This window comes from Janthinobacterium sp. BJB304 (assembly GCF_002735765.1).
GTDB lineage: Bacteria > Pseudomonadota > Gammaproteobacteria > Burkholderiales > Burkholderiaceae_D > Janthinobacterium.
Genome location: NZ_PDZN01000007.1, coordinates 144919 through 160839 on the forward strand (window position 1 = coordinate 144919; position 15921 = coordinate 160839).

Genomic DNA, 15921 nt, shown 5'->3' on the forward strand with positions numbered 1-15921 from the left:
TGATACAAATCACGCTCCGCCGCCATGCCAGCGTTCGCAGGTGTTCGCCATCTAACTCAATTTGAACAGTTGCCACAAGTAAATTTCCACTGTTGCTCAAATGCTGAAAGTGACTAAGTGTGATATTTCGCCCGCCCGCAATCAATATGATCGCTGAGTGCTTCGTGATAAAGCTGCATATGCTTATTCGGAACCGCAAGCACGGCCTTAAGGAGGCAATATGAAATTTATGCACTTAACCATCGCCAAGCGGCTCGGCATGGGCTTTGGCCTGGTCGCCCTGTTCCTGTTGCTGGTCATCGCGCTGGGGCTGACCAGCATGCGACAAATCCAGGACCGCATGGATGAGGCGACCAAGGTCAACAACGTCGAAACCAGGCTGGCCCAGACTATGGACTTGACAGTGACCGAGCGGGCGCTGGCGCTGCGCAATCTGATTTTGCTGAAGGAGGAGAAAGAGATCCAGATCGAGGTCGCGCGCATCGCGGAGCAGGAAAAAAAATACGCCGCTGCCCAGCAAAAGCTGGGGGAAATGTTCGCCAAGCTGGAAGGCACCTCGAGCGAAGAAAAAAGCCTGCTCGAACAGATCCGCACACAAAGCGACCTGGCGGCGCCCTTCATTCAGCGGGCCGCCGCGCTGGCGCTGGAGCACAAGCAGGACGATGCCTACAAACTGCTGCGCTATGAATTCCGCCCCGTGCAAAAGCGCTGGTGGGAATTGCTGCGCACCTTGATCGCCGTCGAGGAAAAGCAGAATAACGAGGCCTCCAGCATGGCCGAGGCGGCCTACAGCCAGGCGCGCCTGGTGATGCTGAGCATCGGCTCGCTGGCCCTCATCACCAGCCTGCTGGCCGCCGTGCTGATCACGCGCAGCGTGACGCGCCAACTCGGTTGCGAGCCCGACGAAGCGGCGGCGATCGCCGGGCAGATTGCCAGCGGCAACCTGGCCGTGCCCATTCATACCCGCCCCGGCGACACGCACAGCCTGCTGCACGCCATGCAATCGATGCGCGACAGCCTGGCGCAGATCGTCCAGCAAGTTCACGCCAGCACCGAGACCATCGCCACGGCGGCAGGCCAGATCGCCATGGGCAACCTGGACTTGTCTTCGCGCACGGAACAGCAGGCCAGTACGCTGGAGCAAACCGCTTCATCCATGGAAGAACTAACCAGCACCGTGCGCATCAACACCGACCATGCACGCCAGGCCAACGGGCTGGTCGAATCGGCCTCCAATGTCGCCACCAAGGGCGGCGCCGTGGTGGCGCAGGTGGTCGACACCATGGCGGCCATCGATGTCTCGGCGCGCAAGATCGTCGACATCATCGCCGTCATCGACGGCATCGCCTTCCAGACGAATATCCTGGCGCTGAACGCGGCGGTCGAGGCGGCCCGTGCCGGGGAACAGGGGCGCGGCTTTGCCGTGGTGGCCACCGAGGTGCGCAATCTGGCGCAGCGCTCGGCCGCCGCAGCCAAGGAAATCAAGGACCTGATCGGCGACTCGGTCGACAAGGTCCAGGCCGGCAACCGGCTGGTCGAACAGGCAGGATCGACCATGCACGAGGTGGTCGCCAGCGTCAAGCGCGTCACCGGCATCATGTCTGAAATGATGTCCGCCAGCCAGGAACAATCCGCTGGCATCGAGCAAATCAATATGGCCGTGACGCAAATGGACAATGTGACGCAGCAAAATGCGGCACTGGTCGAAGAAGCCGCCGCCGCAGCGCAAGCGATGCAGGAACAGGTCAACAGCCTGAACGATGTCGTCAGCGTCTTCCGCGTGGGCAACATCGCTGGCGGCCGCGATGCGGGACTGCGCCTGGTCAGCCGTCAGCCACCGCCGCCGGCAGTACGGCGCGCGCCCGCCACGGCAAAGCCGGCCCGTCCGGCCGTCGCCAAGCCCAGCGAAATCGAGTGGGAACAGTTTTGAGCCGGCAACGGGGGAGTGGCACACGTGGGTAAACTGGAACAGATCGCCGCTGCGGGCGAAGTGGTAGCGACGCACATCTTCCCGCATGCAAGCCATATCGGCAAGGAACAACGGGGCCAGCTGGCCGGTCAGCAAGGCGCGACACTGTGGCTGACCGGCCTGAGCGGCGCAGGCAAGTCGACGCTGGCGTACGCGCTGGAAAGGCGGCTGCTGGCAGAGGGTCACCTGAGCTGCGTGCTCGATGGCGACAATATGCGGCACCACCTGAACGGAGACCTGGGTTTCTCTCCCCGCGATCGCCAGGAAAACATCCGCCGCAGCGCCGTCGTGGCCAGGCTGATGAACGATGCCGGCATGATGGTCATCTGCGCCTTCATCTCGCCGCTGCGCAGCGACCGCGAGATGGCGCGCCAGATCATCGGCAGCGACAGTTTTATCGAAGCCTATATCAGCACGCCGAGCGCGCTATGCGAGGAACGCGACCCCAAGGGACTGTACAAAAAAGCGCGAGCCGGACTGATCCCTGCATTTACGGGCGTCTCCGCGCCCTACGAGGCACCGCTGGCGCCTGCGCTTATGCTGGACACGGGCGTGCTGTCGCTGGAACAGGCCTGCGAGCGGCTGTTCCAGCAACTGTGCCCGCACTTCATCTGATGCCGCGCGGCCACCTTTTTCGAGGAATGATGAGATGATCAGCAGCCACCATCCCGGCCACGGCCCGCGCCCCGTCATGATGATCCCCTTGCGCCGCTGCGGCAGCCATGCCCTGCGCCTGCGCCTGAACCTGTCGCCGCAGTTTTATTCGCCGTATCCACTGCACCTGGTTGACATGATGCCGCTGCTGCCCCTGTACGGCGACTTGCGCGATGACCGCGCCTACTTTCGCCTGGTGGTCGATGTGGTGGGCCTGGCGGCGGCCAGCATGGTCAAGTGGCCCGGGGTCGTCTTCGATCCGGTGGAAGTGTTCGAGACGCTGCGCGGCCAGCCGCGCAGCATCCACCGCGTGGCATGGGAGCTGCTGCTGCGCGCGGGCGAACGCCGCCAGGCGCAGGTGGTGATGGACAAGTCGCTCGACAGCGTGCACTACGCCGACGACATCGTGCGGCTATATCCCGACATGCTGTTCCTGAACGTGGTGCGCGATCCGCGCGCGCAAGTGGCGTCGATGAACCGCGCCATCATCCACGATTTCGACACGCTGCTCAATGCCAGGACCTGGCTGGCCGCCCATGCGGCAGTCGACCATGTCGTGCAACGCTATCCGCAGCGCGTGCTGACGATACGCTATGAAGATTTCCTGTCGCGGCAACAAGAGACGCTGGAAACGGTATGTGATTTTCTCGGCATCGCCTTCCTGCCGCAAATGCTGGACGTGGCCGCGTCGGCGGAGGCGCGGCAAATCGCGCAGTTGTCATCGCTCTGGTCGGCCAACTGCTATGCGCCGATCGCGGCCAACATCGACAAATTCAGGCAGCAACTATCGGACGATGACATCAACCTCATCGAAACGCTCACCGGCCCGTATATGGACCGCTACGGCTACGCGCGCCTGAGCCGCGGCGACGCCAACATCACGCCCGCGCTGATCGAGCTGGCCGGCAAGCGCTCGGCGCAAGGACGCGAACGCGCCTGGCACGCCTTGGAACAGGATAACTTCCGCGATTACGTGCTGCGCCGCTGCCGCGCCGACTATCTGGCCCAGCTGCATGCACGGCTCAGCCAGGCCAGCGGCGCGCAGGGCAGCAGCACCATCGTCACGCTGGATCAACTCGACCAGGGCGCGTTTGTCGTCAGTGATTAAAGCCTGGCCATCGCCAGTTCCAGGCTGCCCTCCTGCGCCTGGCGAGCAGCTGCTTGCCTGATAGTTCTTTCTAGGTGACAAGCTTGGGCATGCCGCCGCCATTGCCTCCCGGGCAAGTCGCGCTGCCCAGTCACTTATCCCTAAAAACAACAATTTCAATATCGATCGGTAATGTCCACTAGAATGGTGGGCATATGAAACATATGATTAGCGCGCCGGTCGCCAGTTTCACCGATTTGCTGCTTGATGCCGTGTGCATGGTTGACGTGGACGGGCGCTTCGTGTTCGTCAGCGCCGCCTGCGAACGCATCTTCGGCTACACGCAGCAGGAAATGATCGGCAAGCTCATGCTCGACATGGTCGCCCCCGCCGACCGCGCCCGCACCCTGGCCGCCGCGCGCGCCATCATGGATGGCCATGCGCAGACGCACTTTGAAAACCGCTACCTGCGCAAGGATGGCAGCCTTGCCCACATCATGTGGTCGGCCCGCTGGTCCGCCGCCGACCAGCTACGCGTGGCCGTGGCGCGCGACATCACCTTGCTGAAACAGGCGCAGGCGAAGCAGGCTGCGCTGTACGCCATCTCTGAAGCCATGCAGGCGACACAGGACTTGCCCGCCTTGCTGTACCGCATACAGCACATCATCGGCGAGCACTTGCCTGCGCGCAGCCTGACCTTGCTGCTGCAGGACGAACATGGCGCACAGCCTTTGATGACCTGCCATGCCGACGACAGCGTGCCGCAGCCGACGCCGTCCCTGGCCAGCCTGCTGTGCGACGAAGTCCTGCGCAGCGGCCGCCCCTTGCTGCTGCAGGCGGGACAACTGGCCGGCCTGCCGCCGGCGCTGCAAACGGCGGCTGGCGCCCTGTCCTCGTGCTGGCTTGCCGTGCCCCTGTATTCCTCGATGGGCAGCATCGGCGCGCTGGCCTTGCAAGGCGGCCAGGATGCCGTCATCGGCACGGCACAAGACCAGGATTTGCTGCAATTTGTCGCAAAGCAACTAGCGACCGCCATCGAGCGCCGGCAGTTGCAGACGCAAATGCAGTTCATGGCCATGCATGATGAACTGACCCGTTTGCCGAACCGCCGCCTGTTCCACGACCGCCTCCACACGGCGTTCGCGCGCGCACACCGCCAGGAAGGCCGGCTGTCGCTGCTGTTCCTGGACTTGAACAACTTCAAGCGCGTCAACGACGACCACGGCCATGCCTGTGGCGACCTGCTGCTGCAAACGGTGGCGAACCGCCTGCGCGATTGCATGCGCGAAACAGACACGCTGGCCAGGATGGGCGGCGATGAATTCGTCGTGCTTCTGGAAAGCAATGTCACACCGGCCGATGTCAGCCTGATCGAGCAAAAGATCCACGCGGCCCTGGCCGCGCCGCTGCACCTGGGTAACGGACAGCAATTGCGGATCACCGTCAGCATCGGCGTGGCCCACTATCCGGAAGACGGCGATACCATGCAACTGCTGTTGCGCCATGCGGACCGGGCCATGTATGCATCGAAGATGCTTGCCGCCGCCTCGCGCTAGCCTGCCCTGGCGACAGTACCCGCATGCTATACTTTCCGGCGATGCTAAGACTCTTCAAAACATGGCTGATCCTGCTGCTGATCGCGGCGGTGCCGCTGCAGGCGGCGGGCGCCATGCGGGCGTGCGCGCCGCTTGCGGCATTGCCTGCCGCCACGATGGCAGCGGCTTGCCAGCATCACGCCGTGCAGTCATCCGCCATCACGGACAGCGCCGGCACGCCGGAAGAAAACAAGACCCCTGCCAAGCATGCCGCGTGCGGCGCCTGTTCCAGCTTTTGCCTGGGCGCCTTGATGCCGCCCGGCCTCTCCCTGCCTGCCGCCGCCGGCACGGGTGCGCAACGCGTCGCCGCTGCAACGGATACCTTGCTGCCGGGATTCATTCCCGATGGCCCGCGCCGGCCCCCGCGGCCGCTTTCCGCTTAAATTCCAAGCTCGTCCCAAGCAGGCCACCGCGGTGGCCACGATAGCCCTATTCCGTCTGAAAGCGACACATGATCAAACATTACATACTGCGCGGCGCCTTCGCCGCCATGCTGGGCTTGCCCACGTTCGCCATGGCGGCCCTGCCCGTCATTGAAGTCTACAAGAGCGCCTCGTGCGGCTGCTGTTCCGAATGGATCAAGCACCTGGAAGCGAACGGTTTCACGGTGCGCGCGAAAAACGTCGAGATGCCGGCGCAATACCGCAAGCTGGCCGGCATTCCCGACGCGCTCGGCTCCTGCCACACGGGCCTCGTCAACGGCTACGCCATCGAAGGCCATGTGCCGGCCAGCGACATCAAGCAGCTGCTGCGCGAAAAACCCAAGGCGAAGGGCCTGGCCGTGCCGGCAATGCCGATGGGCTCGCCAGGCATGGAAGGGCCGCGCAAGGATGCATACGACGTCTTGCTGGTCAAGAGCAATGGCAGCACCAGTGTTTACAAGCACTACCAGTAAGATGCAGGGCCAGTAAGATGCAGGGAAAATGAAAAACGCCACCGGAATCGCTTCCGGCGGCGTTTTTTTTGTCAGGCAGTAAAGAACCTATTGCCTGTCAGGACTGCATCAGATGGTGTCGAGCACGGCATTCAGGCTGGCGCTAGGACGCATGACCGCTTCCGTCTTCGCGGGATCCGGCAGGTAGTAACCGCCGATATCCGTTTCCTTGCCTTGCACTGCTTTCAGCTCGGCAACGATCTTTTCTTCGTTGTCCGCCAGGGCTTTTGCCACTGGCGCGAAGTGCGCCGCCAGTTCCGCATCGTCCTTCTGCGCTGCCAGGGCTTGCGCCCAGTACATGGCCAGGTAGAAATGGCTGCCGCGGTTGTCCAGCTCGCCGGTGCGTGGCGATGGCGACTTGTTGTTGTCCAGCAGTTTGCCGGTGGCTTCGTCGAGGGTTTTTGCGAGGATCTTGGCTTTCGCATTGCCCGTCTTGATGCCCATGTCTTCCAGCGACACGGCCAGCGCCAGGAACTCGCCCAGCGAATCCCAGCGCAGATGGTTTTCTTCCACCAGCTGCTTGACGTGTTTCGGTGCCGAACCGCCGGCGCCCGTTTCGTACATGCCGCCACCGGCCATCAATGGCACGATCGACAGCATCTTGGCGGACGTGCCCAGTTCCAGGATCGGGAACAGATCGGTCAGGTAGTCGCGCAGGATGTTGCCGGTTACGGAAATGGTGTCCAGGCCGCGGAAGGCGCGTTCCAGCGTGTAGCGCATGGCGCGCGTCTGCGACATGATCTGGATGTCCAGGCCCTTGGTGTCGTGCTCCTTCAGGTAAACCTGTACCTTCTTGATGACTTCGTTCTCGTGCGGACGGTAGGAATCGAGCCAGAACACGGCAGGCATGCCCGAGTTGCGCGCGCGCGTGACGGCCAGCTTGACCCAGTCGCGGATCGGCGCGTCCTTGACCTGGCACATGCGCCAGATATCGCCCTCTTCCACCGTTTGCGTCAGCAGCACTTCGCCCGTTTCCAGGTCCGTGATGTTGGCGGTGCCGCCTTCAGGCACTTCAAACGTCTTGTCGTGCGAACCGTATTCTTCCGCTTGCTGCGCCATCAGGCCCACGTTCGGCACGGTGCCCATGGTCTTCGGATCGAAGTTGCCATGCCATTTGCAGAAGCCGATCATTTCCTGGTAGATGCGTGCGAAAGTCGATTCCGGCATGACTGCCTTGACGTCTTTCGGACGGCCGTCGGCGCCCCACATCTTGCCGCCGATACGGATCATGGCAGGCATCGACGCGTCGACGATGATGTCGTTCGGCGAATGGAAGTTGGTGATGCCCTTGGCCGAGTCGACCATGGCCAGTTCCGGACGATGCGCGTGGCAGGCGTGCAAATCTTTCAATACTTCATCTTTTTGCGACGCTGGCAGGGTCTCGATCTTGTCGTACAGGTTGCTCATGCCATTGTTGACATTCACGCCCAGCTTGTCGAACAGTTCGGCGTGCTTGGCGAACGCGTCCTTGTAGAAGATGCGCACGCAGTGGCCGAAGACGATCGGGTGCGAGACCTTCATCATGGTGGCCTTGACGTGCAGCGAGAACATCACGCCCGTCTTGAAGGCGTCGTCGATTTCCTTCTCGTAGAACTCCAGCAGTGCTTTCTTGCTCATGAACATGCTGTCGATGATCTCGCCCGCTTGCAGGGAAACCTTCGGTTTCAGCACGATGGTCTTGCCCGAGGCCGTGACCAGTTCCATCTTGACATCGCGCGCTTTTTCCAGGGTCAGCGATTTTTCGCCGTGGTAGAAGTCGCCATGGTGCATGTGCGAGACGTGGGTTTGCGACGACTGGCTCCACTCGCCCATCGAATGCGGGTGCTTGCGCGCATATTCTTTGACGGCCTTCGGTGCGCGGCGGTCGGAATTGCCTTCACGCAGGACCGGGTTGACCGAGCTGCCGATGCACTTGCCGTAGCGGGCCTTCAAGGCTTTTTCTTCTTCGGTCTTCGCATCTTCCGGATAGTCGGGCAGCTTGTAGCCACGGCCTTGCAGTTCGCGCACGCAAGCGATCAGCTGGCCTTGCGAGGCGCTGATGTTCGGCAGCTTGATGATGTTGGTGTCCGGATTCTGGGTCAATTTGCCCAGTTCAGCCAGGGTATTCGGAACTTTTTGCGCGTCCGTCAGGAATTCGGGAAATTCAGCCAGTACACGTGCCGCCACCGAAATATCGCTGGACACCACGTCCACGCCAGCCGGCGCGGTGAATTTTTTGATAATCGGCAGCAGGGAATACGTCGCGAGCAGCGGCGCCTCGTCAGTCAGCGTGTAGATGATTTTGGATTTTTGTGTTGCCATGTTCATTCCCTTGTATGCGGTGATGCCTGGTGGTTAACTTTCTTCATTCCAAACACAGGACGGTTAGCCTTGCTTTGGACGGCTAGTGTGCCGGCGGTGACGCCGTGCTTGCCCACCGCGTATTTTAGACTGTCCTGCCGCTGTTTGTGTATCCGATGGCGACGAATCTTATATAAGACAGCAAATATCCGAATCTGAAGGCCCAGGATGACCATTTTCCACGCTGAAATGCCCTCCAGGCACGCGCGCGGCATGGACATGAGCGTGGCAGCAATGACTATTCCAATTATTATAAATAGTAATGATTCTCATTTATAATATCGTGCATGCAATTCCTCCCTACTAACTTTATACGCTCGCCCTCGATGCCCATTCCACAGTCCCCACTCCCCCATCCCCACCTCACCACCCGGCTGATCCTCGCCGGTCTGCTCGTTGCCTGCGTGACGCCGCAGGCGATCGCCCAGGCGGCGGCCGATGCATCCACCCCGCTCGCCACCGTGCTGGTGAATGGCCAGGCCGAAGCGGATGCCGGCGGACAGATCGCCAAAAGCGCGCGCGCCGGCCTGCTGGGCGAAAAAGACTTGCTCGATACGCCGTTCAGCGTCAACAGCTACACCAGCCAGCGCATGCTGGACCAGCAGGCGCTCACCCTGGCCGAGGTGCTGGGCGGCGACCCGTCCACGCGCTTCACGGGCCAGATCGGCGGCGTCACGGACTCCTTCTTCATCCGCGGCTTTCCCCTCAACGAGGGCAATCTGAGCGAAGTGGCGTTCGACGGCGTGTATGGCGTCTCGCCCAACTACCATTTATTTACGGAGTATCTGCAGAGCGTCGAAGTGCTCAAGGGGCCGGCCGCCCTGCTGTACGGCATGTCGCCAAATGGCGGCGTGGGCGGCGTCGTCAACGCCGTGCCGAAACGCTCCTTGCCGCGCGACCTGACGCGCCTGACCGTCGATTTCGGTGCAGGCTCGCAGGCTGGCGCGGCCATCGACGTCAGCCGCCGCTTTGGCGCGGAGCGGCGCTTCGGCATCCGCTTCAACGGCTTGCACCGCCAGGGCCACACGCCGCTCGACCACCAGACGTCGCGCGCGGAAGTGGCGGCCGTCGCCCTCGATTACCAGGGACAGCGGCTGCGCGCCTCGCTCGACGTGATCGAGCAATACCAGTGGATCGACGCACCCACGCGCCCCTTCCTCGTGGCCGCGCGCCTGCCTGTGCCGGCAGCGCCCGATGGCCGCCGCAACATCGCCCAATCCTGGGGCTGGTGGAAGTCCAACGACCTGGCCACCCTGGGCAAGGTCGAATATGACTTGAACGACAACGTCACGGTGTTTGCCGACGTGGGCGGCACGCGCTCCGACGTGTCGCGCTATTCGGACCAGACGCCGACCATCACCAGCGCGGCTGGCGACATGACGGTCACGCCCATGAACTGGAAATTCCGCGTGCGGCGCGCCAGCGGCGACACGGGCGCGCGCACGCGCTTTCGCACGGGCGGCGTCGAGCATGCACTGGTCGTGATGGGCAATGTCTACCAGGACGAATTTGGCAGCGTGAGCAAATCCGGCAAGGTCATCGCCTCGAATATCTACCACCCCGTGGCCGTGCCCGATCCCGGCATTGGCGCGCCGGCGCACGCGCCGAAGCTGTCCGCCTCCACCCTCTCCAGCCTGGCCATGGCCGATACGCTGGACATGCTGGACCAGCGCGTGCTGCTGACCCTGGGCGTGCGCCGCCAGCTGGTCGAATCGAAAAACTACCACGCCACCAGCGGCGTGCTCACCACGCGCTACAAGCAGGGCGCCCTGACGCCGCTGGCCGGCATCGTCGTCAAGCCGCTGCGCCACGTGTCGCTGTACGCAAACTATATCGAAGGTTTGAGCAAGGGCGATATCGCGCCGAACATCGCCGACAACGCTGGCCAGGTCTTCGCGCCCTACAAGAGCAAGCAGTATGAAGTGGGCACCAAGGCCGATTTCGGCGTGGTGCTGGCGACCCTGGCCGTGTTCCAGGTGACTAAACCCAGCGGCCAGCTGTATGGCAAGGTCTACAGTATGGACAGCGAGCAGCGCAACCGGGGCCTGGAACTGAACCTGTCCGGCGCCGCCAGCAAGACCGTGCGCCTGCTGGCCGGCATCACCCTGCTGGACGGCCGCCTCGTAAAAACCAACAGCGCCGCCACCATGGGCAAGCGCCCCGTGGGCGTGCCGACGTCCATGGCCAACCTGGGCGGCGAATGGGAGATGCCGTACTGGCCGGGCCTGACGGCCACGGGCGCCGTCAGCTACACGAGCAAACAGTTTGTCGACCAGACGAATCTGCAATCGGTGCCGTCATGGACCAAGGTGGACCTGGGCTTGCGCTACCGCACGGCCTTCGCCGGCAAGGCGACGACCTTGCGCGGCGGGCTGATGAACGCGTTCGACCGCCATTACTGGGCCGGCGTGGCCTCGTATGGCACCGTCTCGCAATCGGCGCCCCGCAGCGTGCAACTGTCGGCCGCCGTAGATTTTTGACGGGCGCCGGCATCGGGCATCGCCCGGCTGGCGCATGCACTGCGCGCCAGCCGCAAAGTCAGAAATAATAAAAATAGCAAGAAGCAGACTAAGCCAGCGCCGAAGGCGCCAGGACCCACTGCCGGTCCTGGCGCCTTCGGCAAACGGCGACACTCCCCCCAGCGGCTCGATAAGCCGCACCGCACCGCCTTCCATACCACCCTGCCACTGCCCGGCGCACTGCCGCCGCCATCCCGCCTGCCTGGCTGCGTCGATAAGGACGCCACACCGAACGACAACTACATTGATATTTATCAAATTGACTGCCCGATACCTGGGCTACTGTCGGTGCCATCTTTGATTTGAAACAGAAACTCTGCTGCCAAGAATCGACCATTCCAGACACAACGCCAGTTCTCGCCAGGCTCTTCATTCCCCAGCCGAAAACGCTCGCCAAGTGCGGTAACACCCAGCGTTCCCCCTCCCTTGCCTGCACGTGCCGGGGAAACTTTTGCTAGCGATTTGCAGCTTTTTGATTAATGAACGTTAAAAAGGAATTTCGTATGAGCACGTATTCTGATATTTGCATCGTTGGCGCCGGCATAGGCGGCTTGACTTGCGCCAATCGGCTGATCGACGGCGCCGCCGGCAGGAAGCTGCGCATCCGCGTCTTCGACCTGAATGCCACCGTCGGCGGCCGCATCCAGTCGCGGAAAATAGATGGCGAGGAAATCGCCGAACTCGGCGCCGCCCGCTACTCGCCGCAACTGCATCCGCATTTCCAGCAACTCATGCAGGGTAGCGGATTGCCGCATGCGGTCTACCCGTTCACCGAAGTCATCTCCCACGATAGCGTGCTGGAAGAGCTGAAGGCAACACTGGATGACCTGAGCCCGATGCTGAAAGAGCAGCCGAATGACTCCTTCCTCGCGTTCGTCAGCCACTACCTGGGCGCCGCCAAGGCCACCCACATCATCAAGGCGACCGGCTATGACGCCTTGCTGCTGCCGATGGTGTCGGCGGCCATGGCCTACGACATCATCAAGAAGCACCCGGAAACGCAGCATTTTACGGAAAACGCCGCCAACCAGTGGCGCTATGCGACCGACGGCTATCACGAGTTGCTGTGCCAGTTGCAGCACCAGGCCCAGGCCGCCGGAGTGGAATTCCGGCTCGAACATCGTCTGCTGTCCGTTGAGAAATCCGGTGCCGACCATGTGCTCGCCTTCAGCCACCAGGGCGATACGCAGATGCACCGCACACGCCATCTGGTGATGGCCATCCCGCCGTCCGCCATGCCGCGCCTGAACCTGGATTTCCCGCACGCCTGGAGTCCGTTCCAGTACGACTCGCTGCCCCTGTTCAAGGGCTTCCTGACGTTCGAGACGGCCTGGTGGGACGCGCTCGGGCTGACCGACAAGGTGCTGATGGCGGCAAATCCCCTGCGCAAGATCTACTTCAAGAGCGACAAATATGTGCTGTTCTATACCGACAGCAAAAGCGCCGCCTACTGGCGGGACAGCCTCGAGCTCGGTGAAGACGTGTACCTGGAGCGTGTCCGCAGCCACCTGGAAGAAGTGCTGCCGCTCGACGGTCAGCCGCTGCCGCAGATCAAGGCGCACTTTCACAAGTTCTGGCCACATGGCGTCGAATTTTGCGTGGAGCCGGAAGCCGAGCACCCGGCCGTCCTGCTGCACCGGGACGGTATCATTTCCTGTTCGGATGCGTATACCGCGCATTGCGGCTGGATGGAAGGCAGCCTGATCAGTGCCCAGCAAGCCAGCGGCCTGTTGCTGCAACGGCTAGCTCAGCTGGAAGACGTCGCCGCCGCCAACGATACCTTCATCACTTCCTCGACCGAGCACGCATGAGCCTACTTGACTTCCCCCGCCTGCATTTTCGGGGTTTTGCCCGCGCCAATGTGCCGACCGGGAATCGCAATACGCATGGCAACATCGATATCGCCACGAATGCGGTATCGATGGCGGGCGAAGCTGTCGACCTGAGCCGGCCCCCCGCCGAATTCCATGCGCACCTGAAACAGCTTGCCCCCCGTTTCAATGCGGAGGGCAAGCCCGATCCGGACGGTATCTTCAGCCAGGCGGCGGGTTATAACTTTTGCGGCAACAATCATTTCTCGTGGGAGAACGCGAGGATCACGGGCGTCCAGCTGCGCGATGGCGAGGTCGATACGCAAGACGCGCTGGTGGGCGCCAAGCTGGCGCTGTGGGGCCACTACAACGAGTATCTGCGTACGACGTTCAACCGCGCCAGGTGGATCGACAACAACCCGGCCCAGCCGGACACCACGCTGATCTACGCCGGCCAGTTCACCTTGAGCGACAAACTGGCCGCGCCAAACACGCCCACCTTGTTCACCGCCGACATCGCGCAGGCGCATTCGGTGCGCTGGCTCGGCAGCGGCCATATCACGGAACGCAGCGGGCATTTCCTGGATGATGAATTCGGCCGCTCCAGGCTGTTCCAGTTTTCCGTGGCAAAGGGGGACCCGCATTTCCTGTTCAATGCGGACCTCGCGCTGCCGGCCAGCATGCATGCCTTGCAGCAAGCCCTGGACGACGACGAGGTGCAGGGACTGACGGTGCAGTATTGCCTGTTCAATATGTCCACGCCGCAAAAACCCGACTCGCCCGTTTTCTACGATCTGGCCGGCAGCATCGGCCTGTGGCGGCGCGACGAGCTGGCCACCTATCCGGCCGGCCGCCTGCTGCAGCCGCGCCAGGGCAGCCTGGGGCCGGTGCTGGTAAAAGTACATGCGGACCGCGTCTCGTTCAACATGCCGACCGCCATTCCGTTCACCACGCGCGGCACGGGCGCCGTCTCGGAACAGCATCCGACGCATGCCTTGGGCGGCAAGCAGGCGCTGGGCGACCTGCTGCTGCAGGATGCTGACGGCACCGTGCTGGCCCGCATTCCGGAACCGCTGTACCGCGACTATTGGCGCCATCACGGCGTCTTCGACGTGCCGCTGCAACATGCCGCCGCCTCGGGTTCGCTCAGCCTGGGCAGCGCGCAGGCGCAGTGGGAAGAAGCCGACTGGGTGCTGCAATCGGACAGCAACCAGCTGTACCTGGAAGCGCCGAACCGGAAAAAGCATGAGGCATTTCCGCAGACGATCACCGTACAAAGCCGCTTCCGCGGCGCGCTGGCGGCACCCGCAGACCTCTCGGCGCAGGCCGAGGACGGTGCGCTGCTGGCCGTGCAGCAGCAGCCGTCGCCGCACGGGCACGGCTACACGGCGCTGACCCTGACGGGGCGCCAGCCGGGCGCGACCAGGATCGTGCTGGCGGCTGGCAACGACAAACAGTACCTCGGCGTGCGCGTGCTGCCCGACGACTGGGACCTCGACGACGTACCGGCCGAACAGGTCGACTACGTCTTCCTCTACCGGCATGTGATGAGCTACTACGAGCTCGTGTATCCCTTCATGTCGGACAAGGTCTTCAGCCTGGCGGACCAGTGCAAGTGCGAAACGTATTCGCGCCTGATGTGGCAGATGTGCGATCCGCAGAACCGCGACAAGAGCTATTACATGCCCAGCACCCGCGAACTGTCGCTGCCGAAGTCGCGCCTGTTCCTGAAATACCTGGCCCAAGTCGAGGCAAAGGCCAAGGCGGCGCTGCCGCAACCGGCGGCACAGCATGTCATCGGCTGCAAGGCGGAGCTGATCGACGAGCTGAAAAAGGCCATCGACCTGGAATTGTCGCTCATGCTGCAATACCTGTATGCCGCGTATTCGATTCCCAACTATGCGCAAGGGGCGGCGCTGGTGCGGGCCGGCCGCTGGCTGCCGGCCGAGCTGGAACTGGCCTGCGGCGGCGAAGACCGGCGCCGCAACAGCGGTACGCGCGGCGCGCTGCTGGAAATCGCCCATGAAGAAATGATTCACTACTTATTAGTCAACAACGTGTTGATGGCGCTGGGCGAACCGTTTTATAGCGGCACCCCGGTGCTGGGCCAGCAGGCGCGCCAGCGTTTCGGCCTGGACACGGAATTCGCTTTCGAGCCATTTTCCGAACACGTGCTGGCCCGCTTCGTGCGTTTCGAATGGCCCGACTACCTTCCCACGCCGGGCAAATCGATTGCCACCTTCTATATCGCGATCCGCCAGGCCCTGGCCGAGCTGCCCGGCCTGTTCGAGAACGGCGGCGGCAAGCGCGGCGGCGAACACCATCTGTTCCTGAAAGAGCTGACCAACCGCGCCTATCCCGGCTATCAGCTGGAAGTGTCCGACCGCGACAGCGCGCTGTTCGCCATCGACTTCGTCACCGAGCAGGGCGAAGGCGTGGCCGTCGATTCGCCACATTTCGCCTCGTCCCATTTCCACCGCCTGCGTGCCGTCGCCGGCAAGTTTTCAGCCTGCGAAAAGCCGTTCGAGCCGGCCCTGCCGGCGCTGAAGAATCCCGTGCTGGAAGCGCGCGCGGACTGCAGCGTGGTGACCGACCCGAAGGCGCGCGCGCTGATGCGGCTGTATCAGGGTTGCTACGAACTGACCTTCCTGCTGATGGCGCACCATTTCGCGCAGCAGCCGCTGGGCAGCCTGCGCCGCTCGCGCCTGATGAACGCCTCGATCGACATCATGACCGGCCTGTTGCGTCCCCTGTCGGCGGCCCTGATGAACATGCCATCGGGCGTGCCCGGCCGCCATGCGGGACCGCCCGTACCCGAGCCGGTCGGCAGCCGGGTCAGCAGCGACTACAGCCTGGGCTGCGACATGCTGGCGCAGAAATGCCTGGCGCTGGCGCAGTACGCGCGCAGCCTTGAGAGCGATGTCATCGGCATGGCACCGATAGACATGTTGGAGTTTTTCAATCAGCAACTTACCGATTTATCTCGGGGAAAGATGTCAAGAGAGGCCTGAA

10 protein-coding genes are annotated in these 15921 nt (G+C 62.7%); 9 read left to right on the top strand and 1 reads right to left on the bottom strand.

All coding sequences use genetic code 11. The annotated features are described in order from the left end of the window. The first annotated feature begins 220 nt into the window (after nucleotides 1-220). The 6 genes from CSQ95_RS10545 to CSQ95_RS10570 all read left to right on the top strand — a co-directional run bounded on the left by CSQ95_RS10545 (nucleotide 221) and on the right by CSQ95_RS10570 (nucleotide 6200). Nucleotides 221-1930, top strand: coding sequence for a methyl-accepting chemotaxis protein (locus CSQ95_RS10545; RefSeq protein WP_175444826.1), 1710 nt, complete (start codon nucleotides 221-223; stop codon nucleotides 1928-1930). 24 nt (nucleotides 1931-1954) lie between these two features. Beyond that, on the top strand, nucleotides 1955-2584 hold the full coding sequence (cysC, locus tag CSQ95_RS10550; RefSeq protein WP_099409455.1) for an adenylyl-sulfate kinase: 630 nt from the start codon (nucleotides 1955-1957) through the stop codon (nucleotides 2582-2584). A gap of 34 nt (nucleotides 2585-2618) precedes the next feature. Continuing rightward, nucleotides 2619-3731, top strand: a complete 1113-nt coding sequence (locus CSQ95_RS10555; RefSeq protein WP_099409456.1) for a sulfotransferase — start codon at nucleotides 2619-2621, stop codon at nucleotides 3729-3731. A 194-nt stretch (nucleotides 3732-3925) separates the two neighbouring features. Further along, entirely contained in the window at nucleotides 3926-5266 is a 1341-nt protein-coding gene (locus tag CSQ95_RS10560) for a diguanylate cyclase domain-containing protein (RefSeq protein ID WP_099409457.1), read from the top strand. A gap of 41 nt (nucleotides 5267-5307) precedes the next feature. Continuing rightward, complete coding sequence (locus CSQ95_RS10565) at nucleotides 5308-5688, top strand: hypothetical protein (RefSeq protein WP_099409458.1); 381 nt, start codon at nucleotides 5308-5310, stop codon at nucleotides 5686-5688. A gap of 68 nt (nucleotides 5689-5756) precedes the next feature. Then, nucleotides 5757-6200: a DUF411 domain-containing protein gene (locus tag CSQ95_RS10570; protein ID WP_070218523.1), complete on the top strand. Its 444-nt coding sequence runs from the start codon at nucleotides 5757-5759 to the stop codon at nucleotides 6198-6200. 108 nt (nucleotides 6201-6308) lie between these two features. Here CSQ95_RS10570 and CSQ95_RS10575 read toward each other — a convergent pair whose 3' ends face one another. After that, nucleotides 6309-8540, bottom strand: coding sequence for an NADP-dependent isocitrate dehydrogenase (locus CSQ95_RS10575; protein WP_099409459.1), 2232 nt, complete (start codon nucleotides 8538-8540; stop codon nucleotides 6309-6311). A gap of 365 nt (nucleotides 8541-8905) precedes the next feature. Between CSQ95_RS10575 and CSQ95_RS10585 the strand changes: the two genes are divergently transcribed. From CSQ95_RS10585 to vioB, 3 genes are all read left to right on the top strand, one after another. Next, nucleotides 8906-11059 (top strand): TonB-dependent siderophore receptor, encoded by a 2154-nt coding sequence (locus CSQ95_RS10585; protein WP_099409461.1) that lies wholly within the window; start codon nucleotides 8906-8908, stop codon nucleotides 11057-11059. Between the two features lie 542 nt (nucleotides 11060-11601). Continuing rightward, nucleotides 11602-12909 (top strand): FAD-dependent oxidoreductase, encoded by a 1308-nt coding sequence (locus tag CSQ95_RS10590; RefSeq protein ID WP_099409462.1) that lies wholly within the window; start codon nucleotides 11602-11604, stop codon nucleotides 12907-12909. Then, nucleotides 12906-15920 carry an iminophenyl-pyruvate dimer synthase VioB gene (gene vioB, locus CSQ95_RS10595; protein WP_099409463.1) on the top strand — a complete coding sequence of 1005 codons (3015 nt, stop codon included), beginning with the start codon at nucleotides 12906-12908 and terminating at the stop codon, nucleotides 15918-15920. Before CSQ95_RS10590 ends, vioB begins: the two co-directional genes overlap by 4 nt. Nucleotide 15921: the final 1 nt, after the last annotated feature.

Bases quoted from the DNA above. Each gene is read 5' to 3' on its own strand.
- CSQ95_RS10575 (WP_099409459.1), bottom strand. From the start codon at position 8,540: ATGGCAACACAAAAATCCAAAATCATCTACACGCTGACTGACGAGGCG.
- CSQ95_RS10590 (WP_099409462.1), top strand. From the start codon at position 11,602: ATGAGCACGTATTCTGATATTTGCATCGTTGGCGCCGGCATAGGCGGC.
- vioB (WP_099409463.1), top strand. From the start codon at position 12,906: ATGAGCCTACTTGACTTCCCCCGCCTGCATTTTCGGGGTTTTGCCCGC.
- CSQ95_RS10560 (WP_099409457.1), top strand. From the start codon at position 3,926: ATGAAACATATGATTAGCGCGCCGGTCGCCAGTTTCACCGATTTGCTG.
- CSQ95_RS10545 (WP_175444826.1), top strand. From the start codon at position 221: ATGAAATTTATGCACTTAACCATCGCCAAGCGGCTCGGCATGGGCTTT.
- CSQ95_RS10565 (WP_099409458.1), top strand. From the start codon at position 5,308: ATGCTAAGACTCTTCAAAACATGGCTGATCCTGCTGCTGATCGCGGCG.
- CSQ95_RS10570 (WP_070218523.1), top strand. From the start codon at position 5,757: ATGATCAAACATTACATACTGCGCGGCGCCTTCGCCGCCATGCTGGGC.
- CSQ95_RS10555 (WP_099409456.1), top strand. From the start codon at position 2,619: ATGATCAGCAGCCACCATCCCGGCCACGGCCCGCGCCCCGTCATGATG.
- CSQ95_RS10585 (WP_099409461.1), top strand. From the start codon at position 8,906: ATGCCCATTCCACAGTCCCCACTCCCCCATCCCCACCTCACCACCCGG.